Origin of the sequence: Kribbella sp. NPDC004536, assembly GCF_042873835.1 — a bacterium.
Lineage (GTDB): Bacteria > Actinomycetota > Actinomycetes > Propionibacteriales > Kribbellaceae > Kribbella.
The window spans coordinates 311,760-333,315 of record NZ_JBIALY010000001.1 but is presented as its reverse complement, the minus strand read 5'-3'; the positions used below and the strand labels follow the sequence as shown (position 1 = coordinate 333,315).

General features: G+C 67.7%; 22 protein-coding genes. 9 read left to right on the top strand and 13 right to left on the bottom strand.

Annotated elements, in window-relative coordinates:
* Window positions 1–18 precede the first annotated feature (18 nt).
* The 3 genes from ACFYRU_RS01635 to ACFYRU_RS01625 are packed head-to-tail and all read right to left on the bottom strand — an operon-like array spanning window position 19 to window position 2,822.
* Window positions 19–507 (bottom strand): Uma2 family endonuclease, encoded by a 489-nt coding sequence (locus ACFYRU_RS01635; RefSeq protein ID WP_387651812.1) that lies wholly within the window; start codon window positions 505–507, stop codon window positions 19–21.
* A gap of 39 nt (window positions 508–546) precedes the next feature.
* A complete protein-coding gene (locus ACFYRU_RS01630; RefSeq protein WP_387651809.1) occupies window positions 547–2,235 on the bottom strand; it encodes an IucA/IucC family protein in 1,689 nt (562 codons plus the stop codon).
* Window positions 2,235–2,822, bottom strand: coding sequence for a GNAT family N-acetyltransferase (locus ACFYRU_RS01625; protein WP_387651807.1), 588 nt, complete (start codon window positions 2,820–2,822; stop codon window positions 2,235–2,237). The genes ACFYRU_RS01630 and ACFYRU_RS01625 overlap by 1 nt, the downstream gene beginning before the upstream one ends.
* A 118-nt stretch (window positions 2,823–2,940) precedes the next feature.
* On the opposite strand from ACFYRU_RS01625, the gene ACFYRU_RS01620 reads away from it, so the two are divergent.
* Window positions 2,941–3,603 carry a GPP34 family phosphoprotein gene (locus tag ACFYRU_RS01620; RefSeq protein ID WP_387651805.1) on the top strand — a complete coding sequence of 221 codons (663 nt, stop codon included), beginning with the start codon at window positions 2,941–2,943 and terminating at the stop codon, window positions 3,601–3,603.
* Here the strand turns inward: ACFYRU_RS01620 and ACFYRU_RS01615 are convergent.
* From ACFYRU_RS01615 to ACFYRU_RS01605, 3 genes are read right to left on the bottom strand one after another with little or no spacing between them, the layout of a single operon-like run.
* Window positions 3,589–5,154 (bottom strand): AMP-binding protein, encoded by a 1,566-nt coding sequence (locus ACFYRU_RS01615; protein WP_387651802.1) that lies wholly within the window; start codon window positions 5,152–5,154, stop codon window positions 3,589–3,591. The two genes, ACFYRU_RS01620 and ACFYRU_RS01615, sit on opposite strands and share 15 nt — an antisense overlap.
* Window positions 5,154–6,284, bottom strand: a complete 1,131-nt coding sequence (locus tag ACFYRU_RS01610) for a DUF5938 domain-containing protein (protein WP_387651800.1) — start codon at window positions 6,282–6,284, stop codon at window positions 5,154–5,156. The genes ACFYRU_RS01615 and ACFYRU_RS01610 overlap by 1 nt, the downstream gene beginning before the upstream one ends.
* Window positions 6,284–7,090 (bottom strand): SDR family NAD(P)-dependent oxidoreductase, encoded by an 807-nt coding sequence (locus tag ACFYRU_RS01605; protein WP_387651799.1) that lies wholly within the window; start codon window positions 7,088–7,090, stop codon window positions 6,284–6,286. Before ACFYRU_RS01605 ends, ACFYRU_RS01610 begins: the two co-directional genes overlap by 1 nt.
* A 158-nt stretch (window positions 7,091–7,248) precedes the next feature.
* On the opposite strand from ACFYRU_RS01605, the gene ACFYRU_RS01600 reads away from it, so the two are divergent.
* Entirely contained in the window at window positions 7,249–7,884 is a 636-nt protein-coding gene (locus tag ACFYRU_RS01600; RefSeq protein ID WP_387651796.1) for a TetR/AcrR family transcriptional regulator, read from the top strand.
* Window positions 7,885–7,889: 5 nt separating this feature from the next.
* On the opposite strand, the gene ACFYRU_RS01595 is transcribed toward ACFYRU_RS01600, so the two are convergent.
* Both ACFYRU_RS01595 and deoD read right to left on the bottom strand, forming a co-directional pair.
* Entirely contained in the window at window positions 7,890–8,189 is a 300-nt protein-coding gene (locus ACFYRU_RS01595; RefSeq protein WP_387651794.1) for a hypothetical protein, read from the bottom strand.
* Window positions 8,190–8,449: 260 nt separating this feature from the next.
* The gene (gene deoD / locus ACFYRU_RS01590) at window positions 8,450–9,163 is read right to left on the bottom strand and encodes a purine-nucleoside phosphorylase (RefSeq protein ID WP_387651792.1); all 714 of its coding nucleotides are present in this window, start codon (window positions 9,161–9,163) and stop codon (window positions 8,450–8,452) included.
* Window positions 9,164–9,202: 39 nt separating this feature from the next.
* On the opposite strand from deoD, the gene nudC reads away from it, so the two are divergent.
* Window positions 9,203–10,126 (top strand): NAD(+) diphosphatase, encoded by a 924-nt coding sequence (nudC, locus tag ACFYRU_RS01585; RefSeq protein ID WP_387651789.1) that lies wholly within the window; start codon window positions 9,203–9,205, stop codon window positions 10,124–10,126.
* On the opposite strand, the gene ACFYRU_RS01580 is transcribed toward nudC, so the two are convergent.
* Window positions 10,127–12,484: a hypothetical protein gene (locus ACFYRU_RS01580; protein ID WP_387651786.1), complete on the bottom strand. Its 2,358-nt coding sequence runs from the start codon at window positions 12,482–12,484 to the stop codon at window positions 10,127–10,129.
* A gap of 99 nt (window positions 12,485–12,583) precedes the next feature.
* Window positions 12,584–12,823, bottom strand: a complete 240-nt coding sequence (locus ACFYRU_RS01575) for a mycoredoxin (protein ID WP_387651785.1) — start codon at window positions 12,821–12,823, stop codon at window positions 12,584–12,586.
* A 91-nt stretch (window positions 12,824–12,914) separates the two neighbouring features.
* On the opposite strand from ACFYRU_RS01575, the gene ACFYRU_RS01570 reads away from it, so the two are divergent.
* The 3 genes from ACFYRU_RS01570 (at window position 12,915) to ACFYRU_RS01560 (ending at window position 16,004) form a co-directional block, all read left to right on the top strand.
* Window positions 12,915–15,032: an ATP-dependent DNA helicase UvrD2 gene (locus ACFYRU_RS01570; protein ID WP_387651784.1), complete on the top strand. Its 2,118-nt coding sequence runs from the start codon at window positions 12,915–12,917 to the stop codon at window positions 15,030–15,032.
* A 335-nt stretch (window positions 15,033–15,367) separates the two neighbouring features.
* Window positions 15,368–15,565 carry a hypothetical protein gene (locus ACFYRU_RS01565; protein WP_387651781.1) on the top strand — a complete coding sequence of 66 codons (198 nt, stop codon included), beginning with the start codon at window positions 15,368–15,370 and terminating at the stop codon, window positions 15,563–15,565.
* A 151-nt stretch (window positions 15,566–15,716) separates the two neighbouring features.
* The gene (locus tag ACFYRU_RS01560; RefSeq protein ID WP_131285495.1) at window positions 15,717–16,004 is read left to right on the top strand and encodes a WhiB family transcriptional regulator; all 288 of its coding nucleotides are present in this window, start codon (window positions 15,717–15,719) and stop codon (window positions 16,002–16,004) included.
* Window positions 16,005–16,375: 371 nt separating this feature from the next.
* Here ACFYRU_RS01560 and ACFYRU_RS01555 read toward each other — a convergent pair whose 3' ends face one another.
* Window positions 16,376–16,897, bottom strand: coding sequence for an NUDIX hydrolase (locus tag ACFYRU_RS01555; RefSeq protein ID WP_387651778.1), 522 nt, complete (start codon window positions 16,895–16,897; stop codon window positions 16,376–16,378).
* 19 nt (window positions 16,898–16,916) lie between these two features.
* Between ACFYRU_RS01555 and ACFYRU_RS01550 the strand changes: the two genes are divergently transcribed.
* Both ACFYRU_RS01550 and ACFYRU_RS01545 read left to right on the top strand, forming a co-directional pair.
* Window positions 16,917–17,081 carry a hypothetical protein gene (locus ACFYRU_RS01550; RefSeq protein WP_387651776.1) on the top strand — a complete coding sequence of 55 codons (165 nt, stop codon included), beginning with the start codon at window positions 16,917–16,919 and terminating at the stop codon, window positions 17,079–17,081.
* Between the two features lie 207 nt (window positions 17,082–17,288).
* Window positions 17,289–18,746: an MFS transporter gene (locus ACFYRU_RS01545; protein WP_387651774.1), complete on the top strand. Its 1,458-nt coding sequence runs from the start codon at window positions 17,289–17,291 to the stop codon at window positions 18,744–18,746.
* Here ACFYRU_RS01545 and ACFYRU_RS01540 read toward each other — a convergent pair.
* The gene (locus tag ACFYRU_RS01540) at window positions 18,733–20,046 is read right to left on the bottom strand and encodes an ABC1 kinase family protein (protein WP_387651771.1); all 1,314 of its coding nucleotides are present in this window, start codon (window positions 20,044–20,046) and stop codon (window positions 18,733–18,735) included. The two genes, ACFYRU_RS01545 and ACFYRU_RS01540, sit on opposite strands and share 14 nt — an antisense overlap.
* A 160-nt stretch (window positions 20,047–20,206) precedes the next feature.
* A complete protein-coding gene (locus tag ACFYRU_RS01535) occupies window positions 20,207–20,365 on the bottom strand; it encodes a DUF5679 domain-containing protein (RefSeq protein ID WP_012922897.1) in 159 nt (52 codons plus the stop codon).
* Between the two features lie 524 nt (window positions 20,366–20,889).
* Here ACFYRU_RS01535 and ACFYRU_RS01530 point away from each other — a divergent pair.
* A complete protein-coding gene (locus ACFYRU_RS01530) occupies window positions 20,890–21,426 on the top strand; it encodes a YgjP-like metallopeptidase domain-containing protein (RefSeq protein ID WP_387651768.1) in 537 nt (178 codons plus the stop codon).
* Window positions 21,427–21,556 lie beyond the last annotated feature (130 nt).

The following is a 21,556-nucleotide window of genomic DNA, read 5'->3' as shown; positions in this document are numbered from 1 at the left end:
CGGGATGCCCCGTTTGGGTTAGTTGGTGAGGGTTGCGGGGGTGAGGGTTATGGGGAAGGGGTCGGTGGTGTCGAAGGATTCTTCGGATTGGAGTACGGCTTGGCAGGTGTAGCCGGTGGGGGTTAGGGACAGGATGGTCAGTTCTTGGGTGGTGGGGTCCAGGAGCCAGTAGGACGGGACGCCGTGGGTTTCGTAGAGGGTGCGTTTGAGGACTACGTCTGTGGTTCGGGTGGTGGGGGAGAGGACTTCTACCGCCAGCAGGGGTGGGGTGGTGAGGAGTGAGGTCGGGGTGCGGTGGCAGACCAACACGTCGGGGCGTAGGGATGTGTTGAGGGTGGGGCGGAAGTCGATGGAGTCGACGGCGACGAGGAGGTCCGGTGGGCAGGCCTGTTTGAGCTGCACCATCAGGGCGAGCACGGCCGTCTGGTGGGCGGGTGGTTGGGGGCCGGTGACCAGGAGGCGGCCGTCGGCTACTTCGTAGCGGGTGGTGGCTTCTGCTGTCGGCACCACACCAGCGTGGACCATTTCGTCGTACCGGCGCGGAAGTTATCCACAGGCGAGAGGGTTCTGCAGGGTGCCGGCGAACTGCAGGGAGCCGGCCACGTCGGTGAGGTCGACCATCTGCTGGTTGTTGCGGAGCTGTAGCCGGTTCAAGCAGGACAGGGCGAACGAAGGCGTGAAGATGTCGTACTTCGCGAACGCTTCTGCCAGTTCGGGCGTCGCCGTCTGGTAGTCGCGGACCGCGGCCCCGACCACCGACCAGAACTCGTCGACCGTCAGCAGGCCTTCGCGGTCCAGCAACGGTGCGAGGAAGCGGAAGATGCAGTCGAACACGTCGGTGAAGATCGACAGCAACTTCTCGTCGTCCGGTACGTCGGCCCGTACCCGCTCCGCCTCCGGCGGCACGTCGGTCGACGGGCTGAGTACGGCGATCTCCTCCGCGATGTCCTTCATGATCACGCGGATCGGGATCGCGCCCCGCAGTACCAGGATCAGGTTCTCACCGTGCGGCATGAACACCAGTTCGTACGCGTAGAAGCTGTGCAGCAACGGGATCAGATAGGCGTCGACGTACGCGCGTACCCAGTCCGCCGGCGCCAGCCCCGACGCGCGTACCAAGGCCGCCGCGAGCGAAGCGCCATGCCGATCGACATGCAGCAACGACGCCATCGTCGCCAGCCGCTCGCCCGGCTCCAGCGCGGGCACCGGGCTCTCCCGCCAGAGCGCCGACAACATCTTCCGGTACGGAGACGTCTTGTCGGTCGCGTTCTCGTAGTAGTGGTTGTGGTACCCGACCGCGGCGATCTCCCGCAGTACGGTGAACCCGTAACGCTTGAAAACAAGGTCGTTCGAGACCACCGAATGCACCCAGTCGTTGATCGCCGGCGTCGCCGCCATGTACGACGGTGACAGCCCACGCATGAACCCCATGTTCAGCACCGACAACGCGGTCTTCACATAACACCGCTCCGGCGCCGACCGGTTGAAGAACGTACGGATCGACTGCTGCGGTTGGTAAACGTCATCGGTTGACCCGAGATACACGATGTGCCGCAATGCAATATCGGCGGCGAACGTGATCGAGGTCTTGTTGTCCCACTGCCACGGATGCACCGGCATGTAGACGTACTCCACCGGATCGGCAATCGCAGCGAAGCGAGCCAGTACGTCGTCGCCCAACTCCGACCGCATCAACGCGTCGAACTCCAGCGCGGCACTACAGGAAACCGTCGTCCGATCCCGCCGGGTGGCGATCCACGTCAGCCGAACGCCCGCACCGGTCTCCGGCGCGTACGCCAGGTAGTCCGACAGCCCGAACCCGAGCCGCCCGTTGTTGGCGACGAAACACGGATGGCCCTCGGTCATCGCGGCCTCGATCGTCTGGAAATCCGCACCGACGAGGTCCGCCGCGGTCAGATCCGGTTTCGACAGCTTGTACGCAGCCGACGCCAGCGTGCTGCTGATCTCCTCCAAATAGACGGGCAGCATCTCCCGCCCGATCCCGAGCTGCTCGTGAAACTCCGTGACGAACTCCAACGCGTCGACCGGCAACCCGTTGGACCGCTCGACCGACAACACATCCCAATGATTCAAGGCATAACGCCGCGCCGTGAACCGATAACCGCCAAGGACATACTCATTGCCGTCGGCAACCGGTTCCAGAATGCGCTCGTGGGTGAACTCCGCCAATGCCTTCCGGACCAGCGCCTGATTGACAACGCCCCAGGAATCCATCAGCCCGCCTCGTTCATTCGCAGTGCGTCGGCGTACTGGTCGCGGGTGCAGAAGCTCAACCACGCCTGCTTGTCCGGCAATGACACGATGCTGTGTTTCCGGAATCCCATCCGTGCGTTCAGCGCCTGGATCTTCGTGTTCCGTACGTCGGGTTCGACCACGACCCGGTCCACCAGCGGATCCCGGAACAGGCTGTCCATGATGGTCTCGAACACCGCCCCGGTGAAACCGGCCAACCGTACCGTCGGCGGACCGACGAGTACGTGCATCCCGATGTCTCCCGGCGCCACGTCGTACGTCTGCCCGACCGCGTCGTACGCCGGCAGGTACCGCTCCATCAGGAACGCCGGCCGCCCGTCGTGCTCGCCCAGCAACGCCTGATGGTGCTCGGAGGCAGCGATCCGCGAGTACTCGGCGCGGACGTCGGCGACCGTTGCCTCGAGCAACCCCCAGTACCGGGCATAGGGCTGGGTGACCCAGCTGTGCAACACCTCCACGTCCGCGTCGAGGTCGAACGGCCGGAGGCTGAGGGTGCCGAGACCGGGGACGAAGCGCCGGTACGTCGGCTCGGGCAGTGCTCTGGTCATAGCAGACTCCAAGGCGGTGGGGTTAGCTAAGGCTTACCTTACTCGACCTGAAGGCGGACCCGGCAAGTAGCCCGTACGACGGATGCGTCACACCGCCCGTCGTACCTACCGTGGTGCCATGTTGATCGCGGAGGATCTGCTGCTGCTCCTGTACGACGACCGGACCGGCAAGCCGATCGCCGGCTCGCCCGGGCTGGACTTCGCGCTGGCCGGTGCGGTGCTGATCGAGCTCACCCTGCAGCAGAAGCTCGACGTCACCACCAACGGCCGGCTGCAGGTGCTCAACGGCGCTCCGACCGGCGACCCGATCCTGGACGAGCGCCTGGCGTACGTGGCCAACCGGCCGGGTAAGAAGCCCAAGGATCAGATCAAGCCGCTCTCGAAACACCTGCGGGACCAACTGCTGAGCAGGCTCGCCCAGAAGGGCGTGCTGGAGGCTGAGCAGGGCAAGGTGCTCGGTCTGTTCCCGGTGACTCGTTGGCCGGCCAAGGACGCGCGGCACGAGCTGGAGGTACGGGCTCAACTCGAGAGTGTGCTGACCCACGGGCTGGCGCCGGACCAGCGTACGGCTGCGTTGATCGCGCTCGTCAGCGCTCTGAACATCGTGCCGAAGGTCGTCACCGACGCGGTCGACAATCGGGCGCTCAAGCGGCGTGCGAAGGAGATTGCGGACTCCGACTGGGCCGCGGCCGCGGTCAAGAAGGCAGTCGCCGAGATGCAGGCCGCGATCACGGCCGCCATCGTGGTGTCGGCGACCGCCGGAGCCTCAGCGAGCAGCTAGCCGCGCCTTGATGTCCGGCTTGACCACCTTGCCGACCTTGGAGCGCGGCAGGTCCGGCCAGACCAGGACCTCCTTCGGTGCCTTGACGCTCCCGATGCGTGCCTTCGCGAACGCAATCAGCTCGGCCGCGTCGACCGATGCGCCGGGCTGGAGTTGTACGACGGCCACCACCCGCTCGCCCCATTTCTCGTCCGGCTGACCGATCACCGCACAGTCCTGGACGGCGGCGTGCGCCATCAGCGCCTGCTCGACCTCGGTGGAGTACACGTTGAAGCCGCCGGTGATGATCATGTCCTTGGCGCGGTCGACGATGTAGAGGTAGTTGTCGTCGTCGAGGTACCCGATGTCGCCGGTGTGGTGCCAGCCGTACGCCGAAGCCGCTGCGGTGGCCTCGGCGTTCTGGTAGTACCCCTTCATCACCAGCGATCCGCGCACCACGATCTCGCCGCGCTCCCCGTGCGGCAGCAACGTACCGTCCGCGCCCATGATCGCCACCGTGACCAGGGGGGACGGCCGTCCCGCGGATGACAGCCGTCCCCAGGCGATGTTGCCGTCGGCATCGAAGTGTGCGGCGGGCGGCAACATCGAGATCATCATCGGTGCCTCGGTCTGCCCGAACAGCTGCGCCATCACCGGGCCGATCCGGTGCAGCGCCTCTTCGAGCCGGGCGACCGACATCGGCGCGGCGCCGTACCAGAAGCACCGCAACGACGACAGGTCCGTGGAGTCCAGCTCCGGCGCCGCCAGCACCATGTAGATCAGCGTCGGCGGCAGGAACGTGTGCGTCACCCCGTGTCGCGGTACGAGTTCCAGGAAGGCGTGGACGTCCGGAGTGCGCATGATCACGATCTCGCCGCCGGACGCGAGCACCGGGAAGCACAGCACGCCGGCCGCGTGCGTGAGTGGCGCCAGCGCCAGGTACACCGGCCGCTCGCCGAACGGGTACCCCATCAGGGTCAGCGCGGTCATCGTCTCCAGGTTGCCGTTGCCGAGCATGACCCCCTTCGGGCGTCCCGTCGTCCCTCCGGTGCCGACGATCATCGCGAGGTCGTCGGGGGAGGTCAGATCGGGTGCCGGCTGGGACGCGCCCCCGCAGAACGCGTCCCAGCCGACGGTGCTCCGGCCGCTGGGGTGGGGGTCTTGGCCGGAGCGGGAGGGCTCACGGTCGAGGCACACGAACGTGTGGATCTTCGGCAGTGAGTCCCGTATGCGGTCCACCAGCGGCGCGAACGCCGCCTGGTAGACGAGTACTTCACAGTCGAACTGGTCGAGCAGTTCCCGGTTCTCGGCCGCCTCGTTGCGCGGGTTGATCGGGCACCAGACCGCGCCGGCCCGGCTGATCCCGAACACGCAACTGAACGCTACCGGGTCGTTCGCGGACAGGATCGCGACCTTGCCGCCGGGCCGTACGCCGGTCGCCGCCAGCGCACCTGCGATCCGGTACGAGAGCTGCTGTACGTCGGCGTACGTCAGCGTCTCGCCGTCCGTGGTGAGACAGGCGGCGTCCGGCGCGAGCGAGGCGCCCTTGTCCAGGTACTCGACCAGTCTCATCAGTGTTGAACCGTCAGCTGCGGCTCCGCCACCAGTCCGAAGCTCCGCAGTACGCCGAGCAGTTCGCGGTGACCGAACGCCTGGCAGCCACTCGCGAACCCGACCCGCTTCGGCGGCGTCTGCAGCAACGAGTACGCCGCGTACGCCTGCATCAGACCGGTCTGCTGGTAGTTGCTGTTGCCGTGGATGACACAGTGCGCCCGCCCGAGCGGCCCGGACGCGTGCACCGAGTCCAGCGACTTGTTCACGCGTGGGTTCTCCCGAGGCGGCATCTGGTTCATCACCTGACGTGCCGTCTCGGTCAGCGCCGCGTTGCGGTCGTCGGGCGTCATGTCCTTCGTCGCTTCCAGTGCGGCCGCGACGATCTGCGGTACGCCGTTCATCAGCGCCGCGTTGAACACGCCGCCACGAACCTTGCAGTTGGCGACCCGCGGATCACGTTTGAACCAAACGGGATGTGAGGTGCCACCCCAGGGCAGCGACAGGGCCAGCTCGTGCTGGCCGGGCACGACCAGGGGCACCAGGCCCTGCTCTGCTTCGGCGAACTCGACGTAGGTGTTCTGCTCCAGGTAGTGCGCCTTCGAACCGGCCGCGTTCACCAGAATCGTGCGGGTCGAGGCGATGGTCGGGCTGCCTCCCCAGAACACTGCGATATCGAGCGTGTCGAGGCCGGGCTCTTCCAGGCACAGCTGCGCAGCGATCTCACCAGTCGTGTACATCTGCGCGATACCTGGTGCGAGTAGTAGACCCGCTTCGGCGAACTTGGCGCCGTACTGCTCGTCGCAGGTGATCAGCCAGTCCTGCTCGCCCGTGGTGTCGGTGTAGTGCGCCCCCGCCGCAAGAGCGGCCTCTACTGCTGCAGGGCCTAGCTCGCTGAACGGTCCGACCGTGTTGAGTACCACGGAGGCGCCCTTGAACAGGTCGGTCAGTGCTGCGACATCGTGGTCGACCGCAGCGATCTCGTAGTCCGCTGTCTCGATACCGGGGACGTTCGAGTCCATCGACGCCTTCAGCGTGTCCTCACTGCGACCGGCTGCGACGAACGGTACGTGGTAGTGCCGCAGGTACTCACAGATGAGGCGGCCGGTGTAGCCGGAGGCGCCGTAGACGACTACAGGTTTGGTCGCCATCACATCCCCATTCCGCCGTCGACCGGCAGGCCGATGCCTGTGATGAACCGAGCCTCGTCGGACGCCAGGAACACCACCGCGTCCGCCATGTCCGAGACCTCGCCGAGCCGCCCGGACGGAGTCAGTCCGATGACCGCGGCCACTGCGGCCTCGGGCGACTCGAACAGGCCGAGCTGGGCGACGTCGTTCGCCAGGCCGGCGCCCATCGCGGTCGGGACGAGACCCGGGTAGATGCAGTTGACGCGTACGCCGTACCCGAGCTTGCCGGATTCCATCGCGGCGACCCGGGTGAGCCTGTCGACGGCGGACTTGGTCGCGGAGTACACCGCGATGCCCGGGAACGCGATCGTGGCCGCGACCGACGCGACGTTGATGATCGCGCCGCCCTGACCCGCAAGACCCTCGGGCCGCATCGTGCGCAGGCCCCACTTGATGCCGAGCGTGGTGCCGAGGACGTTGACGTCGAGCATCTTGCGGATCTGGTCCGCGGTGACTTCGGTGAGCAGGCTGGTGATCTCTACCCCTGCGTTGTTCACCAGGATGTCCAGGCCGCCGAGGATGTCGTTCGCGGCGACCACGGCGTTCTCCCACTCGCCGTCGTCGGTGATGTCGTGGGCGACGAAGCCGTTGCCGTCGCCGAATTCCTTGTCCAGCGCGTCGGCGACCGCTTCGCCGGCGTCCTTCTGGATGTCGCTGATCACAACCTTCGCGCCGGCTGCTGCGAGGGCGCGTGCCATGCCCTCGCCCAGACCCTGCGCGCCGCCGGTGACCAGGGCCTTGCGGCCGGAGAGATCGAGTGCACCCATCTGAAGCTCCCTTTGCTCGTACGGGTTGAACACAGCCTGGCCAGTCCTTTGACACTCGTCAAGACTTTGTTTGACACTTGTCAAGAAATCATCCCGCGCCGGGACGCGCCTGGCCCGGCGCGGGGTACTCTGACGCAACGAGTCGAGCAGAAGAGTGGGTGAGTGCCGTGGTGTCCGCCGCTGAGGAGCGACCTGCCCGCGTCTCGGGGATCGACAAGATCGAGCGTCGCCGGGTCGCGCTGGCCGAGTCCGCGCTGAAGACCCTCGGCGAGCTCGGGTACGCGCGCACCAGCCTGCGCGAGATCGCGAACAACTCCGAATTCACGCACGGCGTCGTGCACTACTACTTCCGCGACAAGATCGACCTGATCAGCTACTGCGTGCGCTACTACAAGACCAAGTGCGCCCGGCGCTACGACGAGGTCGTGGAGACCGCGACGTCCGCGGAGGAACTCGCGACCGGCTTCCTGGGCAAGATGACCCAGACGCTGGTCGAGGAGACCCCGATGCACAAGCTCTGGTACGACCTGCGCGCGCAGAGCATGTTCGAGGAGCAGTTGCGCCCGGACGTCGAGGCGATCGACAAGCTGCTCGAGGAGATGATCTGGCGGATCCTCTCGCGCTACGCCGACCTCACGCAGACGATCCCGACCGTGGACGCGCCGACGGCGTACGCCCTGGTCGACGGCCTGTTCGAGCAGGCCGTGGTGGGCTACGCCGCGAACCCGGACAAGACACCCGCCCTGCTGGCCGACCGCATCATGCAGGTGCTGCCCAAACTGGTCGCGGCGTAGCTCTTCTACTCAGCCCCGCAGTCCGCCTTGCAGAGCTTGTCGGTCAGGGTCAGGATGGCGCCGGGCTGATCGGTGCCGGACTCGGTGGAGTACTCGACGGTCCAGTTGCCGGCCGTGGTGGTGCCGGCCTTCTTGCCCGACTGCTGCTTGAGCCAGTCGACGATCGTGCCGCGAGGGTTCACGTGCGCGAGCTCGAGTGCCCCAGGTGCGAACTCGACCAGCGCAGTCGCCGCCTCCGTCGCCGCACCGGTCGCCTGCAGTGAGAGCACCGCAGGGCGCGGCTGCGTACCGATCAGCACCTGCACGGACGTACTGCCCTTGCTGCAGGTCTGGTACGCCTCGTCGGTGGCGCACTGGTACTGCTGGCCGGCGAACGCGGCGACGACCTGTGCCTCAGTGAGATCGGGCAGCGTTTCCTCAGGACCTGGGGTCCCGCTGCTCGTCGGTCCAGTGGTGGAGGTGCTCGGGCTGCTGCCCCCGGACGTTGACGACGGCTTGTTGCCGGAGCAGGCCGTCGTACCTAGCAGCAGCGCGGCGCAGGCGAAGGCCGCGCCGAGCCGGCGGTTCAGACCGGCACCTCGATCGCCGCGTCCAGCGCGATCGTGATCATCTCGGAGAACGTCGTCTGGCGCTCCTCCGCGGACGTCACCTCATGCGTGATCAGGTGGTCCGAGACGGTCATGATGCCGAGCGCGCGACGGCCGAACTTCGCCGCCAGCGTGTACAGCGCGGCGGCCTCCATCTCGATGCCGAGAACGCCGTACTCCGCGGTCCGCGAGACCAGGTCCGGACGGTCGTTGTAGAACAGGTCGCCGGAGAACACCTGGCCGACATGTACGTTCAGCCCGGCCGCCTCGGCCGCGTCGACGGCCGCGCGGAGCAGCTTGTAGTCCGCGGTCGGTGCGTAGTCGATGCCGTGGAAGCGCAGCCGGTTCATCTGCGAGTCGGTGCTCGCGGACATCGCCACGATCACGTCGCGGACCCGGACCGCCTCGGTCAGCGCGCCACAGGTACCGACCCGGATCAGGGTCTGTACGTCGTACTCCTCGAACAGCTCGTTCGCGTAGATCGAGGCGGACGGCTGGCCCATGCCGGAGCCTTGCACGGAGATCCGCTCACCCTTGTAGGTGCCGGTGAACCCGAACATGTTGCGGATCTCGGTGTAGCAGATCACGTCGTCCAGATAGGTCTCGGCGATCCACTTGGCCCGCAGCGGGTCCCCCGGGAACAGCACCCGCGGTGCGATCTGCCCCTTCTCGGCGGCGATGTGAATACTCATGCGGGGATGCTCTCACGCCCTCGGGGTAGGTTGGCCCACGTGGCCTACTCCATCACTGCCGGCTCGCTGGCCCTGTCCCGCTCCGTCCTCGACCGCGCTGCCGATCGGCGCCGTGACGACGACTGGCTGGAGAAGGCCTGGGCCGCACCGGACACCCAGGTAGTAGCCGTGGTGGGCGACCAGATCCAGGTCGTCGACGACCGCTCGGCGCTGCGGTTCGTACCGCCGGCGGACGCACCGGACGGGATCCGGATCTTCCTCGGCATCGACCGGGAGTCCGGGGCCGGGATGACCGCGGACGGCCGGGCGGTGTTCGGCGTGCTCGTCGACGGTCCGGCCGACGAGTCGTACGGCGGCCTGCGCGAGCTGGGTGCGCTGCTGGACGACCGCGAGGCCGGCATCGCCGTACATGTTATCGGCCTGTCGAACTGGCACGGCGTGCACACGCACTGCGCGAACTGCGGCGAGCACACCGAGGTGGTGGAGGCCGGGCACGTCCGGCGCTGCCCCAACTGCGGTCTGTCGCACTTTCCCCGGAGCGACCCGGCGATCATCGTGCTGGTCACCGACGACCAGGACCGCGCGCTGCTCGGCCGGAACGAGGCCTGGCCCGCGGGGCGGTACTCCACACTGGCCGGCTTCGTGGAGCCTGGTGAGTCGCTGGAGGCCGCCGTCCGGCGGGAAGTGCTGGAGGAAACCGGGGTGATCGTCGGGGCGGAGATCGAGTACGCCGGCAGTCAGCCGTGGCCGTTGCCCGCCAGCCTGATGCTCGGGTTCTACGCGAAGGCGACGAACTTCGACATCGACGTGGACCAGGACGAGATCGCCGAGGCGAAGTGGTTCACCCGGGAGGACCTCCGCGTGCTGGTCGAAGCCGGCACGATGGCCCTCCCGGGTGCGATCTCCATCTCCCGCCGCCTGATCGAAGGCTGGTACGGCGAGAGCCTCAGCGGCAGCTGGTGATCAGCGGCCCACGTTCGACCGGGCTGCGGCCACGACGATGAGGGTGCCTTCCCAACGCTCGATGGAGCCGTCAGCCTGAAGCTCATGCACCTTCTTGACGACAGCTGCGACGTACGCGCTGTGGCTGGGCCAGTTGGCCTTCGCGCTGGGTAGTACGTCGGTCAGCGTGCAGCCGTACGTCAAGAACCGGTTCTGGACGTGGCTGTCGATGTTGCCGGTCCACACGGTTGGCCGTACGTCGGACTGCGGGCACGGGTCGACCGGTGGGGTGTACGACCCCAGGTTGGTCGGGTTGATGTACCCGTCCGGTCGCAGCAGCGTGTAGTACGTACCGTCCGGCGTCTGCGTCAGCCGGTTGAGCCCGTGGTCGCGCAGTACGGTCGCCTGGCCGCTCAGGATGTCCAGTACGAACAGCCGTCCGCCTGCGACCCCGTAGAGATAGCCGTCCCGCCAGGACAGTGCACCGTCCTGTGAGCCGGTGAACCCGCTGAACACGGGCAGCAGCCGCTTCACCGCACCGGTCGCCGGGTCGATGGCGAACACGATGCCGTCGGCCAGACCCCAGATGTTGCCGTCCGGACCGGTGATCAGTTCATTGATACTGGCTGCACCTGGTACCGGCACGACGTCGGTCAGGACCTGTCCGGTCGCCGGGTCCACCTTGACCAGGTGTGCCTCGCTCGCCTTCGGTTCGGTGCCCTGGCCGCCCTCGATGCTGGAGCCGAGCCAGACGTCGCTCCCGTCCGGAACGATCGAGGCGATCGTCTGGTCGGTCACGAGATTCCGGTAGACCGTGTGGGCTCCAGTCAGTACGTCGTACACGGTCAGCGCGCCACCGTACTCGCCGTACGCCGGGGTAGTACCGACGTACACGTGGTCGCCGTCAGGTACTACAGCCACCGGCCTGTTCTGGTGGTCGCTGTCGACGAGGCTGAACAGTTCCTTCGGGTTGGTGGCGCTGTCCGGTTGGGTCGGATCCCAGAGCGAGAGCCTGCCGTACGGATAGATGCCGACGTACATCTTGCCGTGTCCGTCCCACGCCCAGCCCTCCACCTGTCCCTGGCGGGTAGTGATGGTCGACTTACCGGTTGCGGGGTCGTAGATGGCGGTAGAGCCGTTCAGGTAGACGTTGACGAACACCTTGCCCGTACTGGGATCCGCCAGCTCGTGCATGAGCGGAGAGGGCACGTACTGGAACGGAGAGCTCCACTGGGCGAGCGTGCCGTCGGCAGGGTTGTAGCGGAACGTGCCGCCGGAGTAGTTCCCTGCAAGGCCGTACAGGACAGGCACACCGTTCTCTGTCACCCAGCCGTACCCGATGGACGCTCCACGTGTCAGCGTGCGTGCAGGCGTCACCGGGCCGACCGTGTTCGTGTCCAGGTCGTAGTGCGTGAGCTTCAGCGTGTTGTCGGTGAAGTAGACGCCGCCTGGTCCGGCAGCGGACACACCGCGCGCAGCGATCGGGTAGTCCATCACCTGCTGGCCCGTGGTCGCGTCGGTGTACTTGAGCTGTTCCCCGGTCACCGCGTCCACCACGACCAGCCGGCTGCTCGCGTTGGCGAACACCCTGCCGCCCGCGTAGTCCAGGTCGATGAAGTCCTTGGCCGTAGTACCCGGGGGAGTGATGTCCTCGACGGCCTTGGTGGCCACGTCGATGCGGAGCAGCCGCGCGTGTGGAGTGGAGACGCCGACGAACAGCTTGTTGTGGTCGGGGTCGTAGACCGTGGAGCGCGCGTACTGCTGCACGGGGTCCAGTGAGCCGTAGTCGGTGAACTCGCCGGTCGTGGCGTCGTACTTGAACGCGTGGGCGTTCGGGTACGTTCCGGCGTACACGTTGCCGTCCGGGTCGGACGTGAGGCCGTAGATCTGCGACTGTCCCGGGATCGGCTGGCCCAGGTCGGTCACCTCGCCGGTGACCGGGCTGTAGCGGTAGAGATGCGCGTTCGCGTACGTACCTAGGTACACGTCTGCGTTCGGTACGACGACGATCGCCCAGCCGCCGGCCGCGCCGGGCAGTGGGACCGTACGCAGCAGTTGGCGTGAATGGAGGTCGACGACGTTCAAACGGGCGTTCTCACCCGCGGGTACGGCGTACACGACGTCGCGACCGTCGGGGGTGCGGCCGACCGCACCCTCCATGATCGTCAGCGAACTGACCGGTGAGCCGAGGTCCTTGATGACATCGGCGGACGGCACCAGCGGTCTGACCGCCGGGCCGAGTGGCCAGTTCTCCGACGGGAACGGCTCCGGCAGATCACCCGGCGGAGCCGCGGCCGCGTGCAGCACACCCGATGCGAGCAGGCCGAACGCGGCGGCGAAAGTGATGAGGGCATGGCGGAATTGACGGCGCGAGAACATGGGCGGACTCCCTGCGACGTGGTTCATCGCAAGGTATAACGGCCATGGCCGTAAAGTCCATGGCTCAGGCTGAATACGGCCTGAGCCGTATTTACTTACTTACGCGGCGAGCTTCTCCGCGACCTGGGCCAGCGACGGGTTGGTCATCGCGGTGCCGTCCGGGAAGACCACCGTCGGCACCGTCTGGTTGCCGTTGTTGATCTTCTCGACGATCTCCGCGGCCCCCGGAACCTGTTCGATGTCGATCTCGGTGAACTCGATTCCGGCTCGGTCGAGCTGGCCCTTCAAGCGGTGGCAGTAGCCGCACCAGGGGGTCGAGTACATGGTGAAAGCCGACATCGGCGGACTCCTTCGGAGGTTTCTGTCGGACGACCGGTCTAGGGTTGCCCTCGACGTATTCGAACCATGGTCCAGGTGGTGCTGTTCCCGCATGTCTCAGTCCGTGAGCGACTTCACACGACCGGCCTCCGCCGATGACCTCTTGGAGGCACTCGACCCGGAGCAGCGGGCAGTCGCGACCGCCCTGCACGGGCCGGTCGTGGTGATGGCGGGCGCGGGCACCGGGAAGACGCGGGCGATCACGCACCGGATCGCGTACGGCGTGCGCACCGGCACGTTCGACCCGGTCCGGGTGCTCGCCGTGACGTTCACCCAGCGTGCGGCCGGCGAGATGCGCGGCCGGCTCGCGCAGCTCGGCGTCCAGGGCGTCCAGGCGCGGACGTTCCACTCGGCGGCGCTCCGCCAGGCGCGGTTCTTCTGGCCGAAGGTGTACGGCGGGGAGCTGCCGCCGATCGTGGACCGCAAGTTCCCGCTGCTCACCGAGGCCGCGTCGCGGTGCCGGATCCGCGTCGACACGCCCGCGCTGCGCGACCTCGCCGGCGAGGTCGAGTGGGCCAAGGTGAGCAACGTCCGGCCGGACGACTACGCGAAGCTGGCGCCTCGTTCCGGTCGTCAGCTCGCCGCCTTCGACCCGCCGACGATCGCCCGGATCTTCGCGGCGTACGAGGACGTCAAGCTCGAACGCGGCCGGATCGACCTCGAGGACGTGCTGCTCTGTGCGGTCGCGCTGCTCGCGGAGGACGAGCGGGTCGCGGCCGAGATCCGCCGGCAGTACCGCACCTTCGTCGTGGACGAGTACCAGGACGTCTCGCCGCTGCAGCAGAGCCTGCTCGACCTGTGGCTGGGCGGCCGCGAGGACGTCTGCGTGGTCGGCGATCCGGCGCAGACCATCTATTCCTGGGCCGGCGCCGAGCCGGAGAACCTGGTCCGGTTCGCGTCCCGGCACCCGTCCGCGACGCTGATCAAGCTGGTCCGCGACTACCGGTCGACCCCGCAGATCGTCGACGTGGCGAACAAGATCCTCGACGCGGCAGGTCCGACCGGTCTGCCCGGACGGGTCACGCTGCGCTCGCAGAAAGAGGCCGGCCCGGTTCCGGTCTACCGGGAGTACTCCGACGAGGTCGCGGAGGCGGACGCGGTCGGACGCGCCGTCGTCCGGCTCCAGGAGGAAGGCGTCGCGCTGCGCGACATCGCCGTACTGTTCCGCACCAACGCGCAGTCGGAGAACTTCGAGCAGGCGCTGGCCGAACGGAAGATCCCGACCGTGCTGAAGGGCGCGGAGCGGTTCTTCGAGCGGGCCGAGATCCGGCAGGCCGCCGTACTGCTGCGAGGGCAGGTGAAGGCCGGCGGGGTGTCGGACGACCTGCTGCCGACGGTGACCGGCGTACTGGCCGGTGCCGGGTGGACCGCGGAGCCGCCGACCGGGACCGGCGCGGTGCGGGACCGGTGGGAGTCGCTGAGCGCGCTCGTGACGATGACGGCCGACTTCGCCGCGGAGCATCCCGAGGCGCGGCTGCCCGAGTTGATGGCGGAGCTGGACCGGCGCGCGACGATCCAGCACGCACCGCTGGCGGAGGGAGTCACACTGGCGACCCTGCACGCCGCGAAGGGCCTGGAGTGGGAGTGCGTGTTCATCGTCGGGGCGCATGAGGGGACCCTGCCGATCGCGTACGCCCAGACGCCGTCCCAGGTGGAGGAGGAGCGGCGGCTGTTCTACGTCGGTGTCACGCGGGCGAAGCAGCAGCTGTTCGTCAGCTGGTCGACGTCTCGTTCGCCGGGCGGGCGGGGGACACGTGGGCCGACCCGGTTCCTGGACCCGATCGGCGTCCGTACGGCGCGGTCCGAGTGGACGCCGCCCTCGTCGGTCGGCTGGGAGCGCCCGGCGCGGTCCCAGCGGTCCGACCGGCCGATCCCGAAGTGCCGGGTGTGTGGGAAGGGCCTGCTGGACCCGGGCGCGCGCAAGCTCGGTCGCTGCGAGGACTGCCCGTCCTCGATGGACCAGAAGCTGTACGACGCGCTCCTGGAGTGGCGGACCGAGCAGGCGGAGTCCGAGAAGATGCCCGCGTTCGTGATCCTGACCGACGCCACGCTGACCGCGATCGCCGAGACCCGGCCCGCGGACGCGCAGGCGCTCCGGCAGATCCCGGGCATCGGCCACACCAAACTGAGCAAGTACGGCGAGCAGATCCTCAACCTCTGCACCCGGTGACAAACCTGTTGCCAGGCACGCGAACCGCGGCGCATGCTGGACGACAGGCCGTGTTCTGCTCATGGCAGACGTGGCAGTTAGGTGACAGAGGCAACGATCCCGCAGCGTGCGGACGGCGTCCCGGAGCGTGCTGGAAAGCTGTGACGACGGTCAGATCCGGTCGTCGGAGCGGCAACTTCCGGCCAACTTCGCGAACTGGCGATAAATAGTTTGCGGGGTCCGACGCGGACGGCGTACTGTTCTTTCTGCGGTCGAAGCCTGGCCGAAAACTTCAAACCACCATAGCGATCGAGCTAACCGCCCGCTTCGCCACAACGAGAGGAGGTGCCCTGGAAATGATTACCAACACGGTCAAGAAGCCGTTCAGCGACGCTGCCGCGCTGCCGTGCGCCCACATCCCGGGTGCCTCGCCGCGCCTGCACGTCGCGACCGTTGTGCTCATGGCTTCCGGCGCTGCCCAGTTCAAGGGCGGAGCTGTCGGCGATGTGAAGTACGGCGGTTCGGGTTCTCGAGCATGGAGTCCACCGGTCTGACAAGCGTCAGAGCCGGCACCTCCAGGCCGCGGAACCCACCCAAGGGTCCCGCGGCCCTTTTGTTTGTCAACACAGATTTGGCGGCTGCCAACCGGTAGCCGTCAGGGACGACAAGAGACCAGCAACAAACAGTCACTGGGAGGTGACCGGAATGAGCGTGAGCTTCCTCGATGTCTTCACCGAGGTGGCAACGTCGCAGGACCTGCCCTGTCGGTCCTACGCGCCAGAACTCTTCTTCGCCGAATCGCCGGCGGACGTCGAGTACGCGAAGTCGCTCTGCACGACCTGCCCGCTGAAGGCCGAGTGCCTGGCCGGAGCGCTCGAGCGTTCCGAGCCGTGGGGAGTGTGGGGTGGCGAGCTGTTCGTCCAGGGTGTGGTGGTTCCGCGCAAGCGGCCCCGTGGGCGTCCCCGCAAGAGCGACACCGTAACCGCTGCCTGACGACGACAACCCCTACGAAAACGAGTCCGAACGATGACTACCCAGACTTTCAACAGGAGCACCGAAATGCATTTACTCAATGAAGATCTCGCCCGTGCTCATTGTCGTTCCACACTGAACGACGCAGAGCAGAACCGGCGTTTCCACTTCGCTCGCCAGCTCGAGCGGGCGCAGAAACACGCCGAGCGGGCCTCGCAGCGAGCCGAGAGGGCCAGCGCACGCGCGCGCCTCGCACTCGCCCGCCTGGTCTGATCCACCCAGCAACATCCAGCCTGACCAGCTGAAACATCGAGGGGCGGCACCCACCGGGGGTGCCGCCCCTTTCAGCTGCCACCCCTTTCAGCCTGCGCCCCTTTCAGCTGCCGACCAGTTCAGTTGCCGACCAGCAACCGGAGCAGACCGATCAGCGTGATCCCGCTGACGATCTCGTGCCGGGCGATCATCGCGGTCAGGTCCGTGATCGGAACCCACTCGATCCGGTCCGACTCGTTCCGTTCGGTCGGCTCACCCACGCGCTTCGCCGACGCCGCCCGGAAGACGAAGTGCCGCGAGTCCATGATCCCGGCGGCCGGCTCGGACCGGATCAGCTCGGTCAGCCCGTCCGCCCGCCACCCGGTCTCCTCCAGCAACTCCCTCGCGGCCGCGTCCCGCGGCGTCTCACCGGGCTCGATGATCCCCATCGGGAGCTCCCACGCCCACGTGTCGGTCAGGAACCGGTGCCGCCACATCAGCAGTACGTGCTCGTCCCGGGTGACGACGGCCGCGGCGATGTCCTTCAACCGCACGGCGTGGTAGTCGAACCGTTCCCCATCCGGCTGCTCGACGTCCAGCCGCCGCACGCTCAACCACCGGTTACCCCAGACCTCCGCCTCAGCGTGAACTGTCCATCGCACGCAGTGCACACTAGGACACGTGAGAGCTACCTGTGCACTATGCGGTCAGCAGGCGGAGTCGGAGGATGTGCCGCTGACCTGGATGACGTCGATCGAGGACGGACGCAAGCTGGCGTACTGCGACCGCTGCGCCCGCGAAAACGTCCGCAGCATCGAGAGCAAACTCGACTCCGTCTACTGGTGAGAACCGCGCTCGATGGGCGCGACCTGCTGAGTTGATCCTATCGAGGCGGCGGCGGGGAAACTTCTGGTCACCCTGTGACGATTTGTTTCCCTGCCACCCGCCGGCAGCGCCTGCCGGGGGCACTGGGGATTCTCGGAGCCGAGTGTCGAATCGGGGCTGGTCCGCTCGACGTAGTGAGTGACAACACTCCTGCGGAAGGACCGGATCATGACCCTCGAGGCGGACACCGTGGCGACGGGCAAGCGGCAGTGGGTCGCGCTGGGCGTCCTGTGTCTGGCTACGCTGCTGGTCTCGTTGGATCTGTTCGTGATGCTGCTGGCGATCCCCGCGGTCACCGAGGCGCTCGGAGCGACCAGCAGTCAGCAACTGTGGATCCTGGACGTGTACGGGTTCATGGTGGCCGGCCTGATGATCACGATGGGCAACCTAGGTGACCGGCTCGGTCGCCGACGCCTGCTGCTGATCGCGGCCGCGGTGTTCGGCGTCGCCTCGATCGTCGCCGCGTACTCGGTGAACCCCGGGATGCTGATCGGCGCCCGCGCGGTACTGGGGATCGCCGGCGCCGCGATCGCGCCGTGCACGCTGTCGCTGATCTCCACGCTGTTCCCGGACGAACGGCGCCGCGCCACGGCCCTCGGCGTCTGGGGCGGCTGCTTCACCGTCGGCGCCATCGTCGGCCCGATCGTCGGCGGCGTACTGCTGAACCACTTCTGGTGGGGCTCCGCGTTCCTGATCGGCGTACCCGCGATGGTCGTGCTGCTGGCGGTCGGGCCGGTGCTGCTGCCGGAGTACCGCAACGAGCAGGCCGGGCGGATCGACGTACCGAGCGTGCTGCTGTCGCTGGCCGCGATCCTGCCGGCCATCCACGGCCTGAAGCACCTGGCGGCGCATGGCGCGGACCTGCAGGCGATCGGCGCACTGGCGTTCGGCATCGCCTTCGGTGTCGTCTTCGTACGGCGGCAGGCCCGGCTGGACGACCCGCTCGTGGACGTACGGCTGTTCACGCGGCGGACGTTCAGCGTGACGCTCGGGAGCATGACGGCGTACTCGATGCTGTCCGGCGGCGTGATGGTGTTCGTCGCGCAGTACTTCCAGCTGGTCAAGGGCATGACGCCGCTGCAGGCGGGGCTGGCGCTGGTCCCGGGGATGATCACGTCGACCATCGGGTTCCAGCTCGCGCCGCGGCTGGCGCAGCGGATCCGCCCGGGCGTACTGATCCCGATCGGGGTCACGTTCACCGTCGTCGGGATGATCGTGATCAGCCTGACCACGTCGACGACCGTGCTGGTGGCCGCCTTCGCGTTCGAGGCCTTCGGGCCGGGCGCGCTCGTGATCCTCGGTACGAACCTGGTGATCGGCTCGGTTCCGCCGGAGAAGGCGGGCTCGGCGGGCGCACTGACCCAGACCGGCAACGAGTTCGGGTACGCGCTCGGTATCGCCGTACTCGGCAGCGTCGTGACCGCCGTCTATCGCGGCCGGACGGGCAGCAACTCGCTCGGCGAGACGATCGCGTCCGGCGCGGCGGGCGACGTACTGGACCAGGCCCGGGACGCGTTCACCTCAGGCCTCCACCTGGCGGCCGGGATCACCGCCGCCGCGCTGGCCGTGATCACGATCCTGCTCGCGGTGACGCTCCGGGCGCTGCCGGCCCTCAGTCGTCGGTGAAGCCGGGCAGGAACTCCTCCAGCACCGCCCGGAACGGCGCGTGCGCCTCGAGCTGCGACAGTACGGCGATACCGCCGATCCAGACGCGGTGGATCAGCACGTACGACGGGGGCAGGTTCAGCCGCAGGGCGAGCGACGCGTTGGGCGAGCGGAAGTCACTGGTCCGGTTCGCCTGCGCGCGCATCCACGCCCGGCTGAACTGGAACGTCTCCTCCCGGGCCGGGTCCGCGAACGGCGCCAGGTAGTCCATCAGCTGTTCCGGGTCGATCTCCATCCGCGGCTTGATGAAGCCCTCGGCCTTGAGCCCGTCCCGGACGGCGATGCCGTCGCCGAGCAGCGAGATCCGCAGCAGCTTGCCGATCGCCGGCGGCAGCCCGTCCGGGAGCCGGGCGCAGAGGCCGAAGTCGACGACGCCGAGCCGGCCGTCGGCCAGGACCCGGAAGTTCCCGGGGTGCGGGTCCGAATGCAGCAGGCCGGCGTACTTCGGCCCGCTGAACATGAACCGCGCGTACTTCAGCCCGATCGCGTCCCGCTCCTCCTTGGTGCCGTCGCTGATGTACGACGACAGCGGCCGGCCCTCGATCCACTCCGACACGATCACCGTGGGGGAGTGCTTCACCACCCGCGGAACGACGAACTCCGGGTGGCCCTTGAAGGCGTCGGCGTACTGCTGCTGGGCCTGCGCCTCGCGGTCGTAGTCGAGCTCCTCGCCGATCCGCTCCTGCAGCTCGGCGATCAGTGGCTTCACGTCGAGGCCCGGGATCATCGTGCCGATCGTGCGGCCGACCCGCCCGAGCTGGCGCAGATCCGAGCGCAGCGCCTCGGCCGCACCCGGGTACTGCAGCTTGACCGCGACCTCACGGCCGTCCTTCAGCCGCCCGCGGTGCACCTGCCCGATCGACGCGGCGGCCGCGGGTACCTCGTTGAACTCGTCGAAACGGTCCCGCCAGCGCCTGCCGAGCTCCCGGGACAGGATCGTGTCCACGGTCGCGGCCGGCATCGGCGGGGCGGAGTCCTGCAGCTTGGTCAGGGTCGCCCGGTACGGCGCCGCGAACTCCTCCGGCATCGCCGACTCCATCAGGCTGAGCATCTGCCCGAACTTCATCGCGCCGCCCTTGAGCTCGCCCAGGACGGAGAACAGCTGGTCCGCGGTCCGGCGCTGGAACTCGGCGAAGACCGCCTCGGCGGGCGCGCCGCCGATCCGTTTGCCCAGGCCGACCGTCGCCCGCCCGGCGGCACCGAGCGGCAGGCTGGCAAGTTTCGCGGTCCGGCTCAGCGCCTTACGAGGAAGGTCCGACACGTACCCATTCTGTCCGGTCGCCCAAGTCCGGACGCCGCGGGGTGCCGGGTGTCGACCGGTTAGTTGCTTTCAAGGCGAGAGGCGGCGCCCGGCGGGATGCCGGGCACCGCCTCCGCGGTGCTACTGGTGTTGCTCGGTCCTACTGGTGCTACGTGGTGCGTCAGGCCTTGCCGAGGATCCGGTTCAGGTTCGTACCGCACTCGGGGCACTTGGCCTTCGCCATGCGCGTGCCCTTGTCGTTGACCTTGACCTCGCCGTCGGCGGTGCGCTTGGCCTTGCACTTGACGCAGTAGAACTCGCCGCTCCAGGTCTCTGCCATGAGGGCCCTCTCCTTGCTCTGAATTCCAGCCCGGGGGTCTGGCCCCGGGCAGTCGTTGGATGCTAACGGCAGACCGTCCTGCCGTAGGCCGTTCGGCCCAGTCGGGATTCACCCTACGGCAGCTTTCCGCAGGCTCAAGCGCACCTGGCGGTCCGCGTGCCGCGTCAGGCCGCCTGGGAAAACCCTTACCGAAACTTTCGGTGGCGCGGAACAGGCTCCCGGTGAGCCGCCTCCGGAGCCACTCGGCTTCCCCTCCGAGCAGCCCCGGAGGCGGTCCGGGAGCCTGTTGCAGACGACGCTAGGAGGCCGCGGCGGCGGTGGCAAGCCCAGGTTGTCCACCCCTGTGGATAACTCTGTGCGCAACCTGTGGGACGCGCCGCCGGGCGCTGTGGACGGGCGGGGGAACACGGTGTGAACAACCGGGGTCGGAGGGTTCAAGATCTGGCGTCTGACCTGCGGAAACACAAATTCACAGGCTGTGCGCGGAAGAAAGTTGTCGGATTCGGGGGGTACATTTTTGAGCCATGGCCGACTCCCCACCGCGCCCGATCCCGCCGTACGTGGACATCCGCCGCAGCAAGCGCCGCAAGCGCACGGTCAGCGCGTACCGCGACGGTGAGCGGGTGGTCGTACTGATGCCCGACCGGCTGTCCGCCGCCGAGGAGGCGCGCTGGGTCGAGACCATGCTGGCGCGGCTGGACAAGCAGCGCAGCCGATCGCGCGTGTCGGACGAAAAATTGTTGGCCAGAGCACACGAACTCGCGTGTCGTCACCTCCCCGAAGTGCCCGAACCTGCGTCTGTGAGGTGGGTTTCGAACCAAAACAGACGGTGGGGATCCTGCACTCCGGCGGACCGGTCGATCCGTTTGAGCACCCGGCTGCAGTCGATGCCGGCCTGGGTCGTGGACTACGTCCTGGTCCACGAACTGGCCCATCTGATCGAGCCGGCCCACAACGCGAACTTCTGGGACCTGGTCCACCGCTACCCCAAGGCCGAGCGTGCCGAGGGCTACCTCGAGGGTGTGTCGGCGGCCGCCTCGCTGGACTTCGAGGACTTCTGAGGTCCGATCACCCCGGCGGCGTACGGCGTACGGGAAAGGGTGGGGTGGGGCCTGCCCCAGGGGTGACTAGGGGGCTTCCTGCATAGTCCTGGCCGGTGCCTGCCAGCGAGGCTTTTGTCCCGTAGCCAGT